A 16,152-nucleotide genomic window follows, 5' to 3' on the forward strand; every position below is an offset into this window, starting at 1 on the left:
CGCCACGATGGGCACCTCCGGCGCGCCCGCCGGATCAGTAGCTGTAGCGCGCGCCCAGCAGGTACTGCGCCCCGCTGCGCGTGTAGCTATAGACGCGGTCACCCTTGGAATCCACGTACTCATTCTCAGCCTGGTTGGTCAGGTTCACCCCTTCCAGCGTCACCTTCAGCTTGTCGGTGACGTTGTAGAAAAAGCTGACATCCAGGTTGAGGGAGCCGTGATAGCCGGCCACGTCGTTGCCATTGCCGCCGGGCACGGAGGCCAGGTAGCCGTCCCGGTAGTTCACCGAGACGCGGCCGCCGTACTTCTCCGTCTCATAATATAGCGTGGCGTTGGCCGAATTGCGGGACAGGCCCGTCAGGTCGTACATGCCCGTGCCACCCGACGCCAGCTTGTACTGCGCGCGGGAATGGGCGTACGTGTAGTTCAGCAGGTATCCCAGGTTGTTGAAGGGCGCCGGCAGGAAGTCCAGCCCCTGCTGGTACATCAGCTCCACGCCATAGACGTTGGCGCCCTGGCCATTGACCGGCTGGTAAAAGGTGTAGCTGACATCGCCATCGCCGGCCGGGACCAGCGAGGCGGGCAGACCGGACTGGCTGTACTTCATGGTGGTGACGCCGTCGACGATGAAGCTGTCGATCTTCTTGTAGAAGGGCTGGGCGGCCACGATGCCCTGCTTGCCGAAGTACCATTCCGCCGACAGGTCGACCGACGTGGCGCGATACGGGTCCAGGTTGGGATTGCCGAAGGTGACGGTCTTGCCCGAGGTGTTGACGCTGGAGATGGCGGGCACCAGCGAGGATAGCGACGGCCGCGTGACGTTGCGGTTGGCGTCCAGGCGCACGCGGGTGTCGGCGCTGGTTTCCAGCACCAGGTTCATGGCGGGCAGCACGTCGGTGTAGTCGCGGTGGAAGGACACCGGCGGGAAGGATGGGTCGCGGTCATAGGAGTCGGTATCGGTCCGCACGACGCGCACACCCAGATTGCCGGTGAAAGGCAAGCCGAACAACTGGCTGCGCCAGTCCGCCTGGACATAGCCGGCCTTGGTGGTTTCCTGCACCCCTTGCGGGAAGCCGGTTCCGACCGGAACGGCCACCGTGTCCAGGCCCAAGGCGCTGGAGACCTTGTTCAGGTCCGCCACGATCCAGCGGCTGGGCAGGCCGGAGGTGCCGAGGCCCGTGCCGAAATTATAGGGCACCGTGGTGACGATGCCGGACAGGGCGCTGTCGGTCAGGGACACGCCGCGCAGGTTGCGACCCAGCAGGTTGGTGATGCTGTCATAAGAATTGCTGGTGCTGTCATAATTGAAGCGGCGCCAATCCAAACCGCTCTTCAGGTCCACATCGCCCAGGCTGTAGGTCGCGTCCACCTGGCCCGTGCCGAAGGTGTTCCCGACCATCTGACGGCGCAGGCGGGCCTGGTAGAACTGCCAGTCGGCGGGGTTGGTCAGGCCCACGCCATAGGTTTGCTTGGCAACACGGTCGTTGTCGCGCAGGTCGAAGCTGAAACTGGTGTTGGGCGACCAGAAATAGGTGCCGGTCTGGCGATCATGGAAGTCGGCCTCCTGATAGCCGCCGAACAGATCCACCTTCAGGTCGTCCACGGGGCGCAGGTGCGTCTTGAGGCTGGCGGCGTAGAAATCCGTGGTGTCCTGGTACAGCTGGTTGTCCGACCGGATGTCGACGTTGCGGAAGCTGCCCGCGACGATGTTGTTGCCGTCCACCGCCAGGCTGTCGACGATGGTTTGCGGCAGCCCGGTGCCGGCGCCATTGGTGTTGGACGTGGCGAAGGAGAAGGCGTCGAAGTTGTATTCTTCGCGATCCGTCTTCAGCTTGCCGTACAGCAGGTCCAGGTCCATGTCGATCCAGTCCGCCGGCCGCGCCTGGAAGGCGGCGGTCAGGCCCAGGCGCTTCTGGTCCTGGACATATTCGTCGTAGCGGAAATAGCGCGGGTAATAGAGGGCGTTGGCCGCGGTGGAGTTAAGGCGCGCCTTGATGGCGGGGTCCACGCTGGACGAAACGTTGTTCAGGTTCCAGCCGCCACTGGCCCAGCGCACGGTGCTGTAGCCCTGTTCCACCACGCTGCGCCGGCTGAAGGCGGCGGAGAACAGGGCGCCGTACTTGCCATCGCCGAAGGTGTCGGAAATCAGCAGCGCCGCCCGGGGATCGACCTCGCCCGAGTTCTCGCCATAGGCCATCTTGGCGGCGGTGGAAAAGGTGAACTTGTTGTAATCGAAGGGCTTGGGCGTCCGCAGATCCACGGTGCCGGCGATACCGCCCTCCTCATCCTGGGCGGAGGAGGATTTCAGCACATCCACGCGATTGAACAGTTCCGCGGCGAACAGGTTGAAATCGAAGGAGCGGGAGCGGTTGGTGCCACCGCGGGCGTCGATGCTCTGGGTGGTGCCCAGGGCTTCCATGCCGTTGATCTTCACCATGGTGAAGTCGGGCCCCAGCCCGCGCATGGAAACCTGCCGCCCCTCGCCGCCGTCGCGGGTGATGGTGATACCCGGCACGCGCTGCAGCGCCTCGGCCACGTTAAGGTCGGGGAATGCGGCCACGTCGTCGGCCAGGATGCTTTCCCGGCTGCCAATGGCGTCACGCTTCAAGTCCAGCGCGCGGGCGATGCTCTGCTTATAGCCCGTGACGACGATCTCATCCAGATCACCCCCGGCATCATCGGCCGCATAGGCAGAACCCATGACGGCAAAGGCACAGGACGCCAGTAATCCTCCAAGGCGTTTGATGATTTTCTTGGTATTATAGCGCATGATTTCCCCCAATCACGGTTAAATTGACTGAGGAAATCTTCCTTTTTGCCGAATATTTGTTACGGTTGTCCGGCACTATTTATTATTTATTTGTTAAGAAGCTTTATGCCATCGCGCATCCCCACTGCCCTCGTTAGGTAAGAGGGCCCCGTGATCCAAAAGGGGACAGGGGGAATGAAAAAAAATCCCGACGCGGGCGCGGTGCCGATACGCTGGTGATGCTGACGGCCTGAGCGCTACCCGCGTCGACCCGATGCCGCTATGGTCAACCCCTGCTCGCAACAGCGGACCATCCCAGCGTGATCCTCCCCGACCTAGACGCCCTGCCCCCCCTGGAACGCGCTGTCCTGCGGCTTGAGGCCCTGGCCGGCCCCACGACCGGCAAGAAGCGCCTGCTGGAATGCCTGAACCAGGCCCGGGTGGTGCGGCCGGCCTGCACCTGGGACGCGTTCTCGACGGCGCGGCATGACCTGCACCGCCGCGGCCTGCTGGACGAAACGCTGGCCTGCCCGCCAGCCCTGGCGCAAGCCGTGGCGGTCGCGGCGCTGGAGGAGGTTGAGGGCCGGGCCTTGGCGGCGGCCATCCGCGCCCGGATGCCGGCGGAATCCCAAGCCTATTGGGATTTCCGCCAGGTGGAGAACGATGTGTCCCGGGCGCTGCGCCTGGCCATCCTGATGAATGACGAGGCTGAATTCGTCCGGGTGGCCGGCCTGACCCGGCGGCCCATCGAGGATCTGGACCCGTTCACCGCCGCCTTCACCACCGTGCCCGTGGGCGTGGCCTGGCTGGCCACCCGGACGCCCGCCATCCAGCGCGTGCTGATGGTGCTGAAGGCCAACCACTGGGTGGCGACCGGCGAGATGTCCGCCGATTATCCCGATCTGGTCGATCATTGCCGCCGCGATCCCGCGCTGCGCGCCGCCTGCTTCCCTCAGATCGCCGACTTCACCCTGCTGAGCGGCAGGCTGGACGCGCTCGCGGAGCTGCTGGCGAGCCCACTGGACCCGGCCTCGGGCGTCCCCGCCGACGCCCCGGTGGCCTTCGCCGCCGCGCACCGCTTGCTGTCCGGGGACGCGCCCGGGGCGGTCACCCTGTTCACCGAGGCCCTGGCCCTGCGCCGGCGGGCCACGCGGACACGCAAGGGTGGCCTGCCCGGCTATATGGGCCTGCTGCATCTGTGCGCCCTGCTGGCGGCCGGCGGGGCCCAGAACCATGCCACCCTGGCAACGCTGTTGCAGGGCAAGGGCGCACCAGCCGGCGGCGCCCCGTTGGGCCAGTTGGCGCTGGAGGCGCTGTATGATCTGGTGCGCAATAACGCGGAGGCGGCGGCCACGGGCCTGAAATGGGCGCTGGGCGCGGTGGAGCGCATGGCCACCCCCTCGCCTGTCAGCCTGGGCCTGCTGGCCGTGGCCGCAGCGATCATCGATCCGCCCGCCGCCCGCGCCCATGGCGACATCTGGGCGCTGCACTTCCACCGCCTGGTCCCCACCATGCCCCTGGCCGCCGACCTTCTGGCGGAGACGTTGGAGCGCGTGGCGGCCGACCCCGCCCCCTATCAGGCCCATCTGGCCCGCCCGGACCGGCGCACGCGGCTGCGCTTCCTGTCCCTGGTGCCGGTGAAGGAGGCATGGGAGCGGGCGCTGGAAAACCTGGAGGTGCTGCTGGAGCCGCCGGCGGCGGCGGAGAAGAAGACCACGGGCAAGCGCCTGGCCTGGCTGGTCGATCCCGGCAGCGGCGCGGTGGAGCCGATGGAACAGGTGCAGCAGCGCGGCCCGACCAAAAGCCCCACCCAGGGCTGGAGCGTGGGGCGCCCCATCCCGCTGAAGCGCCTGTACCAGGGCGATGCGCAACTGTCCTATCTGGACGATTTCGACCGGCGGGTCATCGCCACCATCGCCCGGGATTACGATGGCTGGGGTCATGGCCGGTCCCGCTATGAGTATTACCTGCCGCCGCGCGACGCGCTGCCGGCCCTGGTGGGGCATCCGCGCGTGTTTTACCGGCGCGAGCCGGGACCGCCGGTGGAACTGGTGGCGGCGAAGGCGGAGCTGGTGCTGGCCAAGGCCCGGGGTGGCTATCGCCTGGCGTTGTCGCACCCGGCCACGGAGGCCGACGCCGTCATCGAGGTGGAAAGCCCCACGCGCTGGCGCGTGGTGGTGATTGATGACAAGGCCGTGGCCGCGACCCGCGTGCTGGGCAGCGAGGGCATCACCGTGCCGGCGGCGGCCCGCGACCGCCTGTCCGCCATCGCGCGGCGGCAGTTGCCCGACCTGCCGGTGCGGGTGGACGCGACGGAACTGGACGAAGGGCGGACGGAGGAGGGCGACCCGGCGCCGGTGGTGCGGCTGCGCCTGCTGGACCCGGGGCTGAAGGTATCGCTGATCGTGCGGCCGCTGGGCCCCGACGGCCCGCATTTCGTGCCGGGACAGGGTAGCCGACGCGTCACGGGCCAGGGCCGCCGCGCCTTGCGCGACCTGGCCGCGGAGGAGCGTCTGGCCCAGGCCCTGGCCGATGCCTGTCCCAGCCTGGGCGGTGAGGGTTGGGAGTGGGAACTGGAGGGCCTGAGCGCGGCGCTGGAATTCCTGAGCGAGCTGAAGGCCCTGCCCCAGCCGCCGGCCCTGGAATGGCCGGAGGGGCAGAAGCTGACCCTGCGCGACGCGGAGGCCGGCGCCAGCCATTTCAACACCACGGTCAAGAGCACAGAAAGCTGGTTCGCCGTGGCCGGGTCGCTGACCGTGGACGAGGGTCTGGTGCTGGACCTGAAGGACCTGCTGACCCGGCTGGAGGATGCGCCGGGCCGCTTCGTCCCCCTGGATGACGGCCAGTTCGTGGCCCTGGACCGCCATTTCCGCCAACAGTTGGACCGTCTGCTGCGCCTGGGCGGAACGGGGTTGAAGGTGCCGCGCGCGGCGGGCGCCGCCCTACGCGACCTGGTGGAGCAGGCGGCGTCAGCCAAGGTCGACACCGCCTGGCGCACCTTCATCCAGAACCTGGATGACGCGGCGGCCTGGCAGCCCCGTCTGCCCAACGGCCTGACCGCCGAACTGCGCGAGTACCAGGCGCAGGGCTATTTCTGGCTGAGCCGCCTGGCGCGCTGGGGGGCGGGCGCCCTGCTGGCCGACGACATGGGCCTGGGCAAGACGGTGCAGGCGATATCCCTGATGGCGTCCAAGGCGGGCGACGGCCCCCTGCTGGTGGTGGCGCCCACCTCCGTCGCCGGCAACTGGCAAGACGAACTGACCCGCTTCGCCCCCGGCCTGACCGTCCACCGCCTGGCCGAAACGGGCGGGCGGGGGGAGGTGCTGAAAACCCTGGGGCCCGGCGACGTGCTGGTCACCACCTACGGCCTGCTGGTCCGCGAGGAGGAGAAGCTGGCGGCCGTTCCCTGGGCCGTGGCCGTGCTGGACGAGGCCCAGGCCATCAAGAACCCGGACACGCGCCGCGCCCAGGCCGCCCGCGCCCTGACCGCCGGCTTTCGTCTGGCCCTGACCGGCACGCCGGTGGAAAACGACCTGGATGAGCTGTGGAGCCTGTTCCAGTTCACCAACCCCGGCCTGCTGGGCAGCCGCAAGGCCTTCGCCCAGCGCTTCGGCACCCCCATCCAGGCGGCGCGCAACCCGGGCGCCCGTGCCGCCCTGCGCACCGTGGTGCAGCCCTTCCTGCTGCGCCGGACCAAGGCCTCGGTGCTGTCCGAACTGCCGCCACGCACGGAGCAGACCCTGCTGATCGAACGCGGGGCCGAGGAGATCGCCTTTTACGAGGCCCTGCGCCGCCGCGCCCTGGAAAAGCTGGAGGAGATGTCGGGCGAGCGGTCGCGCATCCACATCCTGGCGGAGATCACCCGCCTGCGGCAGGCCTGTTGCCATCCCGACCTGGTGGCGGCCGACGCGGACCTGCCCTCGGCCAAGCTGGACGCCTTCCTGGAACTGGTGGAGGAACTGCGCGAGGGCGGCCACCGCGCCCTAGTGTTCAGCCAGTTCGTCGGCCACCTGGCCCGCGTGCGCACCGCGCTGGACCGCGCCGGCGTGACCTATAAGCTGCTGGACGGCAGCCTGACGGACAAGGAGCGCCAGCGGCGGGTGGCTGCCTTCCAGGCCGGCGAGGGCGACCTGTTCCTCATCAGCCTGAAGGCGGGCGGCGTGGGCCTGAACCTGACGGCGGCCGATTACGTCATCCACCTGGACCCGTGGTGGAACCCCGCCGTGGAGGACCAAGCGTCGGACCGCGCCCACCGCATCGGCCAGCGCCGGCCCGTCACCATCTACCGCCTGATCCTGAAGGGCAGCATTGAGGAAGGCATCGTGGCCCTGCATGGCCGCAAGCGCGACCTGGCCGACGCCCTGCTGCAGGGCGCCGACGCCGCCGGCCATCTGTCGGACGAGGACCTGCTGGAACTGATCCGCGGTGTGGGCTGAGCGGCGGACCTATGGTAGGCTGGCGCCATGACCCAGCCCGCCTCCATCTTCGACATCGTGGACGAGGACGCCAAGCGTCGCGCCATTGAGGAGGCGCGCGCGTCGGTTGCCGCCGGTGATGTCGTGGATCACGATGTCGTCGTGCAGTGGCTTGAGCAGTTGCTGGCAGGGGAAAAAGTCCCTCCGCCTTCCCCGTCCCGTCAAACTTGACGCGAATTCGCTGGTCCATCGACGCCCTGGGCGACGTCGATCAGCACGTGGCGTACATCGCCAACTTCAATCTTGCCGCTGCCGAACGTATTTTGCGGGCGCTGCTGACCACGGCGAACAGCCTGCTTACCTTCCCCAATCGGGGCCGTCCGGGCAGCGTGCCGGGAACGCGGGAGTTGCTGGTTTTTCCGCCCTACGTGATCGTCTACGAAATCATGGGTGACGAAGTGGTCATCCTGCGCGTCTGGCACGGGGCGCAGGATCGGGGTTGATCCCGGCTACCAGTGGCGGTCCACCCAGATCCATCCGGCGATGAAGCCGCCCACCACGGCCAGCAAGGCGGCGGTCAGGCCCAGGCTGCGGGCGAATTGGCCGAACTCGCCCTGCTTGTGCGCGCTGCGGGCCGTCAGCAGCAGGTAGGCCGCCACCAGGACGCCAATGATCACCCAGACGGAAACGCCTTGCATCCAACCGCTGACGGCGTCGCTGAGATCGTAATACCAGTCGGGCATGGTGGCGGGGTCCGGAAACCAAAAGGGGCGGGGCGCCCCATCGGAACGCCCCGCCCCCTTTAGACGATAAGGCTCAGTTGCGATAGGCCGGCGGCAGGGTCCCATCCGGCGTCTGGTAGCGGCGCGCCAAATCCTGCGCCCGGCTGCTCAGCGGCGCCTCCACCCCGCGGACGAAGACATGCTCCGCCACCGACAGGATTTCCAGGGGATCGCCCGACCAAACCACCAGGTCGGCATCCCGGCCGGGTTCGATGGTGCCCGCCCGGTCATTGAAGCCGAAGACCTTGGCCGGGGTGGCGGTGATGGCCGCCAGCGCCGCCGGCCAGGGCATGCCGTGGGCCACCGCGTTGCCGGCGTTGTAGCGCACCTGGCGGGCGTAATGGCCGACATAGGGCCCCTTGATCACCACCGTGGCGCCGGCCGCCTGCAGGATGGCCGCGTTTTCCAGCCGGGCGTTCAGGCTTTCGAACTCGCGCGGCAGGTTGGCCAGGGGATCGACCACCACGGGCACGCCCGAGGCGGCGATCTCCGGCGCCATCATCCAGCCTTCCTCCACCCCGTCCAGGATGAGCTTCAGCTTCAACCGCTTGCCCAGTTCCAGGGTGCGGCGGATGTCCGCCACGCGATGCACACCCACCAGCAAGGGCATCTTGCCCTGGATGACGGGCAGCAGCGCCTCCAAATCCTCCTTGCTCTGGCGGTAGGGGCGGTGCGCGCCATGCTCGTACCCGCCCTTGTTGGCGGCGTAGCTGGCCGCCTCCTCCAGGCTGGATTCCAGCAGTTGCAGCACGCCGCCATGGCTGCCGCCCAGGTGCTCCGTGGCGTCGGAACCGACATCCACCACCAGCACCGCCCGGCGCTTTGTGATGCTGTCGGTGCCGCCGGACATGTCGACCACCGCCGCCTGGCCGGCGAATAGCCGTTCGCCCTTCTTGTCGCCCCGGCCGGACAGTTCGGGCGTGACCAGGGCCCGGGTGACGCCGCCGACGCGGGCCACGGGCACCAACATGGAGGCGGGGTTGATGCCCAGCGACACGTCGAAGGAGGCCGACATGTCGGCCGTCGCCCCGGCGAAGTCGTTGCTGGAGGCCTCGCCCTCCACCTCGCCGGCGCCCAGGCTGGTGTCGCTGGCCACCAGGCCCGGCGTCACGATATGGCCCTGGGCGTCGACGCGGCGGGCGTCCGCCGGAATGGCGACCGAGGCGCCCACCGCCTGGATGCGGCCGTCGCGGATAAGGATGGTCCCGGACGAAATCTCTCCCGCCGGACCCATGGTTTCGATGCGGGCGTTGGTGATGGCCACCGTTTCGGCGCGGGCGGTGCCGGCCAGCAGGCTGAGCGTGGAGGCCGCCGCCATCAGGATGTGACGGGCGCTCATCGCGGCTGCTCCGTGCTGGTGGTCAAGACGGGGCGGCCGGGGCCGACACCCTGGGGCCCGGGATGGGCGGGACCGGTCTGGCCCAGTTCGAAGTCGGACTTGGGCTGCACCGCCGGATCGTGGCGGTCATAGACCAGGGCGCCGTCGATGAAGACCTGGTCGGCCGTGGCGTAGACGCTGAAGGGGTCGGCGCTCCACAGCACCACGTCGCCCATCTTGCCCGGCTCCAGCGTGCCGGTCTTGTCCAGCACGCCGATGGATTTGGCCGCGTTCGCCGTCACCCACTTGATGGCCTCGGCCTCGTCGATCTGGATGCCCATGCGCCGGCCGGCGGCCAGCGCGATGGTGGCCTCCTGCACCAGGTGCTGGGTCAGGATGTCGTCGTCGGAATGGATGACGGTGCAGACGCCGGCCTTTTGCAGCAGCGCGGCGTTCTCCTCGATGCCGTCATAGGCCTCCATCTTGAAGCCCCACCATTCGCCCCAGGTGGCGACGCAGATGTCTTCCTTCTTCAGGATGTCGGCGATCTTGTAGGCCTCCGAGCCATGGTGGAACATGGCGATGTGGAAGCCGAACTCGTGCGAGATGTCGATCATCTGCGCCATTTCATCGGCGCGGTAGCAGTGGTTCTGCACCAGGATGCTGCCGTCCAGCACGCCGGCCAGGGTGTCCATCTGCAGGTCGCGCTTGGGCGCGTCGGGCGCCTTGTCGCCCTTGCCGGCCTTGTAGTCGGCCAGCTTGCGGCGGTAGTCGTCCCACTTGCGGCGATATTCCTGGGCGTCGATCCAGGCCTTGCGATAGCCGAAGACGTTGCCCATGCGGGTGGCCGGGCTGCGGCCCTTGCTGCCGTAGACGCGCTTGGGGTTCTCACCGCAGGCCATCTTCAGGCCATAGGGCGCGCCGGGGAACTTCTTGTCCTGGACCGTGCGGCCGGGCACGTTCTTCAGGATGACGGCGCGGCCGCCGAACAGGTTGGCGGAGCCGGGCAGGATTTCCAGCGTGGTGATGCCGCCTTCCAGGGCGCGGATGAAGCCGGGGTCCTGCGGCCACACGGAATGTTCCGCCCACACCTGCGCGGTGTTGGGGTCCGTCATCTCGTTGCCGTCGGAATTGGCCCAGACGCCGGGCGAGGCATAGACGCCCAGGTGGCTGTGGGCGTCGATGATGCCGGGGGTCACGTACTTGCCATGGGCGTCGATGACCTTGGCCCCGGCCGGCACCGGGATGTCCTTGCCCACGGCCGCGATCTTGCCGTCCACCAGCACCACGGTGCCGCCATCGATGCGGGTGCCGGTGCCGGTGAAGACGGTGGCGCCCACCAGCGCCGTCGTGACCGACGGCAGGGGATGGTAGGTGCTGGGGAAGGGGTTTTTGTCCTCGACCGGGTCCAGGCCGGCATAGACCGGCTTGTCCTTGGCCTTGTCCCCGCCGGACGCGGCGGCGCTGTCCTGGTGGGCGTTGGTGGCGCAGGCGCCAAGCAGCGCCAGCGCGGCCACCAGCGGGACCACGCGATGGTGTCGTTTCATGGAAGTGTCGTCTTCCTGTTCTGCCGGGTGCCCAAAAAGCGCCGCGCCCAGGAATGGGAACGGCCCCTGCGCCCCTGTTGATTGTTGTAATGCCCCAAGAGGTTAAGGCGGGCCGCCTCAAAAAAGGACGGTGCATCAACCTTGTTGACGAGGTTAACAGAGGGCGGGGCACCTGCCTACGGCGCCGTTGCACGCCGGCGTCACCCCGCCGCCGCCTCCCCATATAGGGTGGCCAGTTCACCGGCGGTGGTGAACTGGCGGAAGCCGGCCCGGAAGGGATCGGTGCCGGTCAGTTGCTCCAGCGCCACCAGCAGGGTGGCGAGATCGAGGCTGTCGAAAGGCAATCCCCCGTCCAGGAAGCGCGTTTCCGGCCCGAAGGGACCGGCCCAGGATTCGCCCTTGTCCGCCAGGATCTTCAGGACCTCGGTATGGATCAGCGCCAGCATGGCGCCGCTGTCCAATCCGATCGCCGTGGGGCCATGGGTGCTCATTGATGGAACTCCGTCAGCAGGGCGTTGACCTGGGTGGCCGCCTGGGCCTGGGGCATGTGGCCAACGCCCGGCAAGCGATGCAGGGTGACATGGGAAGGAAGGTCAGCCGCGTCCGGCGGCGGCACGATATCGTCCGCGTCGCCCCAGATCAGTTGCAGGGGCGGCAGCGGCTGGGTCCAATCGAACCGCGACGGGGCGGCGCCGATGTCGGCCACCAGCCGGTCCAGCAGGCGGGTCAGGGGCCCCCGCGTCGCCGGGTCGGCCAGGCGAAGCAGGAAGGCGCGCGCCAGCGCTTCGCGGTTGGGCGGCGCGCCGGCGAACAGACGGTCGATCAGGCCGCGCGCCTGGTCCAGGGTTTCCAAGGTGCACAGCGCCTGCAGGAAGCCGGCGTCCACCCGGCTGCCCACGCCGGCGCAGGCGATCAGGCTCATGCGCCGTACGCGGTCAGGATGCCGCTCGGCCAGCAGCAGGCTGACGCGGCCGCCCATGGAATGGCCGACGATGTCGGCCCGTCCCACGCCCACCGCATCCATCAGCCGCACCACCCAGTCGGCGACCCCGCCCAGGCCGGCCGGTATGTCCAGGGTGGAGGCGCCGTGGCCCGGCAGATCCACGGCCAGCACGCGGCGGCCCGGCGACCCGGCCGCCCCCTTCACCAGGGCCTGGATGTTGAACTGCCAGGACAGGGCGTCACCGCCGAAGCCATGGATCAGCACCAGCGGAACGCCGCCGTTGTCCTGGGGGCCCCGGTCGACGGCGGCACCGGGGCCGCCGGCGAAGCGCAGCACCCGGCGGCCGGCCAGCAGGCGTTCAGGCTCGATCTCCACCGCCATCCTCAGGCCGTGACGTGATCCGACACCAGGGCCAGCAGATCGTCCACGGTCTTGGCCTTGGCCAGATCCTCACCCGCCACCACGGTGTTGAACTTCTCATCCACCAGGGCGATGAAGCTGATGACCGCCAGGCTGTCCCAGCTGTCGATGCCGTCCAGCTCCTCGCCCCCCTTCAGGGTGCCGGGGTCCAGCTCCAGCATCTCGTCCAGCGCGGCCAGGAATTCGTTGCGGTTCATGGGGATCATCCTCTTTCTTTTGGGTCAGCTCAGTCTTTTGGGTCAGACCAGGGGCTTCTGCACCACGTCGCGGTTCAGCAGCCCCCAATCGGGATGCCGGCGCAGCACGTCCAGACAATCGGTCCAGGTGAAGTGCGGCTTCGCCGGCAATAACTCTTCAAGCAAACGGCGGACCAGTTGGAAATCCTCCACCGTGTCCACGCACCAGCGTTGCATCCCCATCTCCACCGGCGCCGGTCCCTCGGGCGGCAGGGCGCCCAGGCGGAAGCGGTCAGGGCGGCGGTAGATGAAGGGCGTCACATGCTCACGCTCGAAGGGTTCCCTCGCCTCTTGCCACGCCGCCCGCAAAGCCGTCATTGACATGGCTTCGGCATCCAGGCCGCGCGGATAATGGCCGATGTCGACGGCGGCATGGTCCAGGGGCGGATCGGCCGCCAGGAACAGGGCCAGCAGGCGGTCGATCAAGCCCGGGTCGATCAGGGGGCAGTCGCCCGTCACCCGCACCACCACGTCGGCCCGATGGGCAAGGGCGGCCCGGCAAAAACGATCCAGGACATCCGGCTCGCTGCCGCGGAAGCAGGCCACGCCCAAGTCGCGGCACAGGTCGGCGATAGGATCGTCCGCCGGCCGGTCGCTGGTGGCCACCACCACCTCGTCCACCCGGGTGGCACGGCGCAGGCGGTCGATCTGATGGGCCAGCAGGGGCTTGCCCGCCACGGTGAGCAGCACCTTGCCCGGCAGGCGGGTCGATCCCATGCGCGCCTGGGTGATGCAGACGACGCGCGGTTTCTGGGCCGGGGCGGTCACGGCTGGACCATGCCCCAGTCAAGCGGCTGGCCGGCCTCCAGGTCCCGGGCGGCGTGGGCGCCCAGTACCTGGTCCAGATGCTTGGGCGGCAGCCCCAGGCCCGGCCGAACGGAGCGGACGTTGGCGGGCGTGAACGCCTCCCCCGCCTTGACCGGCGACGAGACGTAGAGGGAGCGGCGGAAGGACCGGCCACCCGCCTCCGACGGCTTAACCGCGTAGCCGACCTGGCCCAGCGCCGCATGGGCCACACGGCAGGCGTCCGCCATGGCCTTGAACTCCGCCGGCTCCAGGGAGAAGGAGGCGTCGACGCCACCCTCGGCCCGCGACAGGGTCAGGTGCTTTTCAATGACCACGGCGCCCAGCGCCACCGCCGCCACCGGCACGGCAATGCCGTGGGTATGGTCGGACAGGCCGGCGGGCACTCCGAAGGCCTGGGCCAGGTGGGGAATGGTGCGCAGATCGCACTCCTCCGGCGGGGTAGGATAGCCGCTGGTGCAGTGGAGCAGCACGGGGTCGGGCGTGCCCGCCGGCGCCGCCGCGCGCGCCGCCGACACCGCGTCGTCGATTTCACCCAGCGTGGCCATGCCGGTGGAGATGATCAACGGCTTGCCCTTGGAGGCGGCGTAGCGGATCAGCGGCAGGTCCACGATCTCGTACGACGCGATCTTGAAGGCCGGCGCGCCCAGCCGGTCGAGAAGGTCCACGGCCGTGGGATCGAAGGGGGAGCTGAAAAGGGTGATGCCGATGGTGGCGGCATGGGCGAACAGCTGGGGGTGCCAAGCCCAGGGGGTGTGCGCCTCCTCATACAACTCGTGCAGGCTGCGGCCGTCCCAGGGGCCGCCATGGATCTGGAATTCCGGCCGGTCGGACTTCAGGGTGATGGTGTCGGCGGTGTAGGTCTGCAGCTTCACCGCGTCCGCCCCCGCCTCCTTGGCGGCGTCGATGAGGCGGAGCGCGCGCTCGATCTCCCCCTTATGATTGCCGGACATCTCGGCGATCAGGTAAGGCGCCTGGCCGGCGCGGAAGGTGAGACGGGCGGGATCGGACATGGCGCGGACCCTCAAAGGCGAAAAGCTTACAAAGCTGTGGCCCCTTGATAGCACCTTGCGGGGGGCGGCTGGAATGCGCTTCGATAGGGCCGGCTCGCGACCCGAAAGCCCGGAGAGGCGCCATGCAGCCCAATGCCCAGGATATAGACGACTTGATTGAAGCCGCCGTGGAAGAGACCCGGCGCGATGACGACCGGACGCCGTCCGTGGTCGCCCTGCAGGGTATGGGCACACCGGAGGGGCTGGCCCGCATGCTGGACCTCAGCCTATCCCCAGACCCAATCCGGCGCCGTTTGGCTGCCTGCGTCCTGGGACAGATGCATGCCCCCACGCAAAAATGCGCTGGCGATCGGGCTTTTCCCGAACCCGCATGCGATGCCCTGCTGCATCTGCTTAAGGATGAGGACGTAGGCGTCATGGTGGAGGCCATCTTCGCCCTGGGCCATCTGCGCAACCACCGCTGCGACACGGCCTTGGCCGCGTTGCGCCATCACCAGGACTCACACGTCCGTTACGCCATCGCCTTCGCGCTGTGCGGCGGCACCTCAAGCGTTGCGGTGGAAGCCTTGCTCGCGCTGATGGACGACCCTTATGACCGTGCCCGAGATTGGGCGACGACGGGCATCGGCCATTGCCCCGAGTTGGACGGTCCCGAAATCCGCACCGCCCTGCTGCGCCGGACTGCGGATGACGACGTCTTTACCCGAGCGGAGGCGATGCATGGGCTGGCCCGGCGTCGGGACGCACGAGTATTGCCGCCGCTGCTTCATGCACTGAGCAGCGACCATCTCGTGCCCCACCTGTTCTTTGACGCCGCTCTCACCTATCTCGGCCTTGAAGCAGACGCGGACATTGAAGATGAGGACTTGATGGTCCTGCTGCGGGCGCGGATGGAGAAAGAAAACTAACCCCCTCACCCCGCCGTGCGCGCCACGTCCAAGCCGGCCAGGTCGTGCATGCGCAGGAGGCCCAGCACCTTGTTGTCCGCGTCCACCACCGGCAGGACATAGACCTGCGAGGGGCTTTCCATCTGGGCCAGGGCCGCCATGGCCGTGGTGCCGGTGCGGCAGGTGCGGGGCTTGGGCGTCATCAGGGCGCGGGTGTCGCGGTCCAGCAGATCCTTGCCCACGCGGGCCAGGCCGCGACGGATGTCGCCGTCGGTGATGAGGCCCAGCAGCCGGTCGTCCGCGTCAACCACCAGGGCGGCGCCGGAAGGGTGGCGGGTCATTTCCAGCAGGGTTTCCAGGATGGGCCGGTCGGGTCCCACCAGGGCCACATGGTCCGGCGCCCTGGCCATCAGGTCATCGACATACGCGCCCAGCACCACGCCCAGGGTGCCACCGGGGTGGTTGCGGCCGAAATCCTTGGCGGTGAAGCCCTTTTGCGTCGCCACCGCCACCACCAGGGCGTCGGCGAAGGCCAGCATGGCGGTGGTGCTGGCCGTCGGCAGCTTGGTGTCCGTCGCCTCGGACTCCACATGGACCTTCAGCGTCCAGTCGGCCATGCGCGACAGGGTGGAGGGCACGCGGCCCACCATGGCCGCCACCTTCACGCCGCGCGGCTGGGCCGCCTTGGCCACGTCCACCAGTTCCTGGGTCTGGCCGCTGTTGGACAGCAGGATCAGCAGGTCGCCCTCGCGCAGCAGGCCCAGTTCGCCGTGCAGGCTGTCGATGGCGCTGTAATAAAAGGCGCGGGCGCCGATGCTGGCCAGCTTGCTGGCGAACTGCCGCGCCACCAAACCGGATTTGCCGATGCCGGCCACCAGGGTGTTGCCGTGTTCGCCGCAGATGTGGGCGACCACGTCCAGGAAGTCGCCGTCCAGCGCCTCCACCTGGTGCAGGACGGCGTTGGCCTCGATGCGCAACAGATCGGAAGCGGCGGCAAGGGCGGCGGCGCGGTCGATGGTCATGCGGACGGTATCCATT

Annotated in this window: 14 protein-coding genes; 4 read left to right on the forward strand and 10 right to left on the reverse strand. The window is 68.5% G+C overall.

Annotated elements, in window-relative coordinates; all coding sequences use genetic code 11:
- Positions 1 to 34: 34 nt before the first annotated feature.
- Positions 35 to 2,701 carry a TonB-dependent receptor gene (locus ULB03_RS18935; protein ID WP_322484655.1) on the reverse strand — a complete coding sequence of 889 codons (2,667 nt, stop codon included), beginning with the start codon at positions 2,699 to 2,701 and terminating at the stop codon, positions 35 to 37.
- 368 nt (positions 2,702 to 3,069) lie between these two features.
- Here ULB03_RS18935 and ULB03_RS18940 point away from each other — a divergent pair, with 368 nt between their 5' ends.
- Genes ULB03_RS18940 through ULB03_RS18950 form a run of 3 tightly spaced genes read left to right on the forward strand, consistent with a single transcriptional unit; the run spans position 3,070 to position 7,667 of the window.
- A complete protein-coding gene (locus ULB03_RS18940) occupies positions 3,070 to 7,185 on the forward strand; it encodes a DEAD/DEAH box helicase (RefSeq protein WP_322484656.1) in 4,116 nt (1,371 codons plus the stop codon).
- Positions 7,186 to 7,212: 27 nt separating this feature from the next.
- Positions 7,213 to 7,395, forward strand: a complete 183-nt coding sequence (locus ULB03_RS18945) for a hypothetical protein (RefSeq protein WP_322484657.1) — start codon at positions 7,213 to 7,215, stop codon at positions 7,393 to 7,395.
- Positions 7,392 to 7,667, forward strand: coding sequence for a type II toxin-antitoxin system RelE/ParE family toxin (locus ULB03_RS18950; protein WP_322484658.1), 276 nt, complete (start codon positions 7,392 to 7,394; stop codon positions 7,665 to 7,667). The genes ULB03_RS18945 and ULB03_RS18950 overlap by 4 nt, the downstream gene beginning before the upstream one ends.
- 6 nt (positions 7,668 to 7,673) lie before the next feature.
- Here the strand turns inward: ULB03_RS18950 and ULB03_RS18955 are convergent, their stop codons facing one another.
- The 8 genes from ULB03_RS18955 to pseI all read right to left on the reverse strand — a co-directional run bounded on the left by ULB03_RS18955 (position 7,674) and on the right by pseI (position 14,227).
- A complete protein-coding gene (locus tag ULB03_RS18955) occupies positions 7,674 to 7,907 on the reverse strand; it encodes a hypothetical protein (RefSeq protein ID WP_322484659.1) in 234 nt (77 codons plus the stop codon).
- A gap of 73 nt (positions 7,908 to 7,980) precedes the next feature.
- A complete protein-coding gene (locus ULB03_RS18960; RefSeq protein ID WP_322484660.1) occupies positions 7,981 to 9,285 on the reverse strand; it encodes an amidohydrolase family protein in 1,305 nt (434 codons plus the stop codon).
- On the reverse strand, positions 9,282 to 10,811 hold the full coding sequence (locus ULB03_RS18965; RefSeq protein ID WP_322484661.1) for an amidohydrolase: 1,530 nt from the start codon (positions 10,809 to 10,811) through the stop codon (positions 9,282 to 9,284). Before ULB03_RS18965 ends, ULB03_RS18960 begins: the two co-directional genes overlap by 4 nt.
- 200 nt (positions 10,812 to 11,011) lie before the next feature.
- On the reverse strand, positions 11,012 to 11,302 hold the full coding sequence (locus ULB03_RS18970; protein WP_322484662.1) for an acyl carrier protein: 291 nt from the start codon (positions 11,300 to 11,302) through the stop codon (positions 11,012 to 11,014).
- Positions 11,299 to 12,135, reverse strand: coding sequence for an alpha/beta fold hydrolase (locus ULB03_RS18975; protein ID WP_322484663.1), 837 nt, complete (start codon positions 12,133 to 12,135; stop codon positions 11,299 to 11,301). Before ULB03_RS18975 ends, ULB03_RS18970 begins: the two co-directional genes overlap by 4 nt.
- 2 nt (positions 12,136 to 12,137) lie before the next feature.
- Positions 12,138 to 12,371 carry a phosphopantetheine-binding protein gene (locus ULB03_RS18980; RefSeq protein WP_145734682.1) on the reverse strand — a complete coding sequence of 78 codons (234 nt, stop codon included), beginning with the start codon at positions 12,369 to 12,371 and terminating at the stop codon, positions 12,138 to 12,140.
- A 42-nt stretch (positions 12,372 to 12,413) separates the two neighbouring features.
- On the reverse strand, positions 12,414 to 13,178 hold the full coding sequence (locus tag ULB03_RS18985) for a glycosyltransferase family protein (protein ID WP_322484664.1): 765 nt from the start codon (positions 13,176 to 13,178) through the stop codon (positions 12,414 to 12,416).
- Positions 13,175 to 14,227 (reverse strand): pseudaminic acid synthase, encoded by a 1,053-nt coding sequence (gene pseI / locus ULB03_RS18990; RefSeq protein WP_322484665.1) that lies wholly within the window; start codon positions 14,225 to 14,227, stop codon positions 13,175 to 13,177. Before pseI ends, ULB03_RS18985 begins: the two co-directional genes overlap by 4 nt.
- Before the next feature lie 122 nt (positions 14,228 to 14,349).
- Here pseI and ULB03_RS18995 point away from each other — a divergent pair, with 122 nt between their 5' ends.
- Entirely contained in the window at positions 14,350 to 15,135 is a 786-nt protein-coding gene (locus ULB03_RS18995) for a HEAT repeat domain-containing protein (protein WP_322484666.1), read from the forward strand.
- A gap of 5 nt (positions 15,136 to 15,140) precedes the next feature.
- Here ULB03_RS18995 and ULB03_RS19000 read toward each other — a convergent pair whose 3' ends face one another.
- Positions 15,141 to 16,136: a KpsF/GutQ family sugar-phosphate isomerase gene (locus ULB03_RS19000; protein ID WP_322484667.1), complete on the reverse strand. Its 996-nt coding sequence runs from the start codon at positions 16,134 to 16,136 to the stop codon at positions 15,141 to 15,143.
- Between the last annotated feature and the right edge of the window lie 16 nt (positions 16,137 to 16,152).

The organism is Nitrospirillum goiasense (assembly GCF_034427435.1).
Taxonomy (GTDB): domain Bacteria; phylum Pseudomonadota; class Alphaproteobacteria; order Azospirillales; family Azospirillaceae; genus Nitrospirillum.

Excerpts from the sequence above, each read along its gene's own strand:
- pseI (WP_322484665.1), bottom strand. The coding sequence starts at position 14,227 with ATGTCCGATCCCGCCCGTCTCACCTTCCGCGCCGGCCAGGCGCCTTAC.
- ULB03_RS18960 (WP_322484660.1), bottom strand. The coding sequence starts at position 9,285 with ATGAGCGCCCGTCACATCCTGATGGCGGCGGCCTCCACGCTCAGCCTG.
- ULB03_RS18995 (WP_322484666.1), top strand. The coding sequence starts at position 14,350 with ATGCAGCCCAATGCCCAGGATATAGACGACTTGATTGAAGCCGCCGTG.
- ULB03_RS18945 (WP_322484657.1), top strand. The coding sequence starts at position 7,213 with ATGACCCAGCCCGCCTCCATCTTCGACATCGTGGACGAGGACGCCAAG.
- ULB03_RS18975 (WP_322484663.1), bottom strand. The coding sequence starts at position 12,135 with ATGGCGGTGGAGATCGAGCCTGAACGCCTGCTGGCCGGCCGCCGGGTG.
- ULB03_RS19000 (WP_322484667.1), bottom strand. The coding sequence starts at position 16,136 with ATGACCATCGACCGCGCCGCCGCCCTTGCCGCCGCTTCCGATCTGTTG.
- ULB03_RS18965 (WP_322484661.1), bottom strand. The coding sequence starts at position 10,811 with ATGAAACGACACCATCGCGTGGTCCCGCTGGTGGCCGCGCTGGCGCTG.
- ULB03_RS18955 (WP_322484659.1), bottom strand. The coding sequence starts at position 7,907 with ATGCCCGACTGGTATTACGATCTCAGCGACGCCGTCAGCGGTTGGATG.
- ULB03_RS18980 (WP_145734682.1), bottom strand. The coding sequence starts at position 12,371 with ATGAACCGCAACGAATTCCTGGCCGCGCTGGACGAGATGCTGGAGCTG.
- ULB03_RS18970 (WP_322484662.1), bottom strand. The coding sequence starts at position 11,302 with ATGAGCACCCATGGCCCCACGGCGATCGGATTGGACAGCGGCGCCATG.
- ULB03_RS18935 (WP_322484655.1), bottom strand. The coding sequence starts at position 2,701 with ATGGGTTCTGCCTATGCGGCCGATGATGCCGGGGGTGATCTGGATGAG.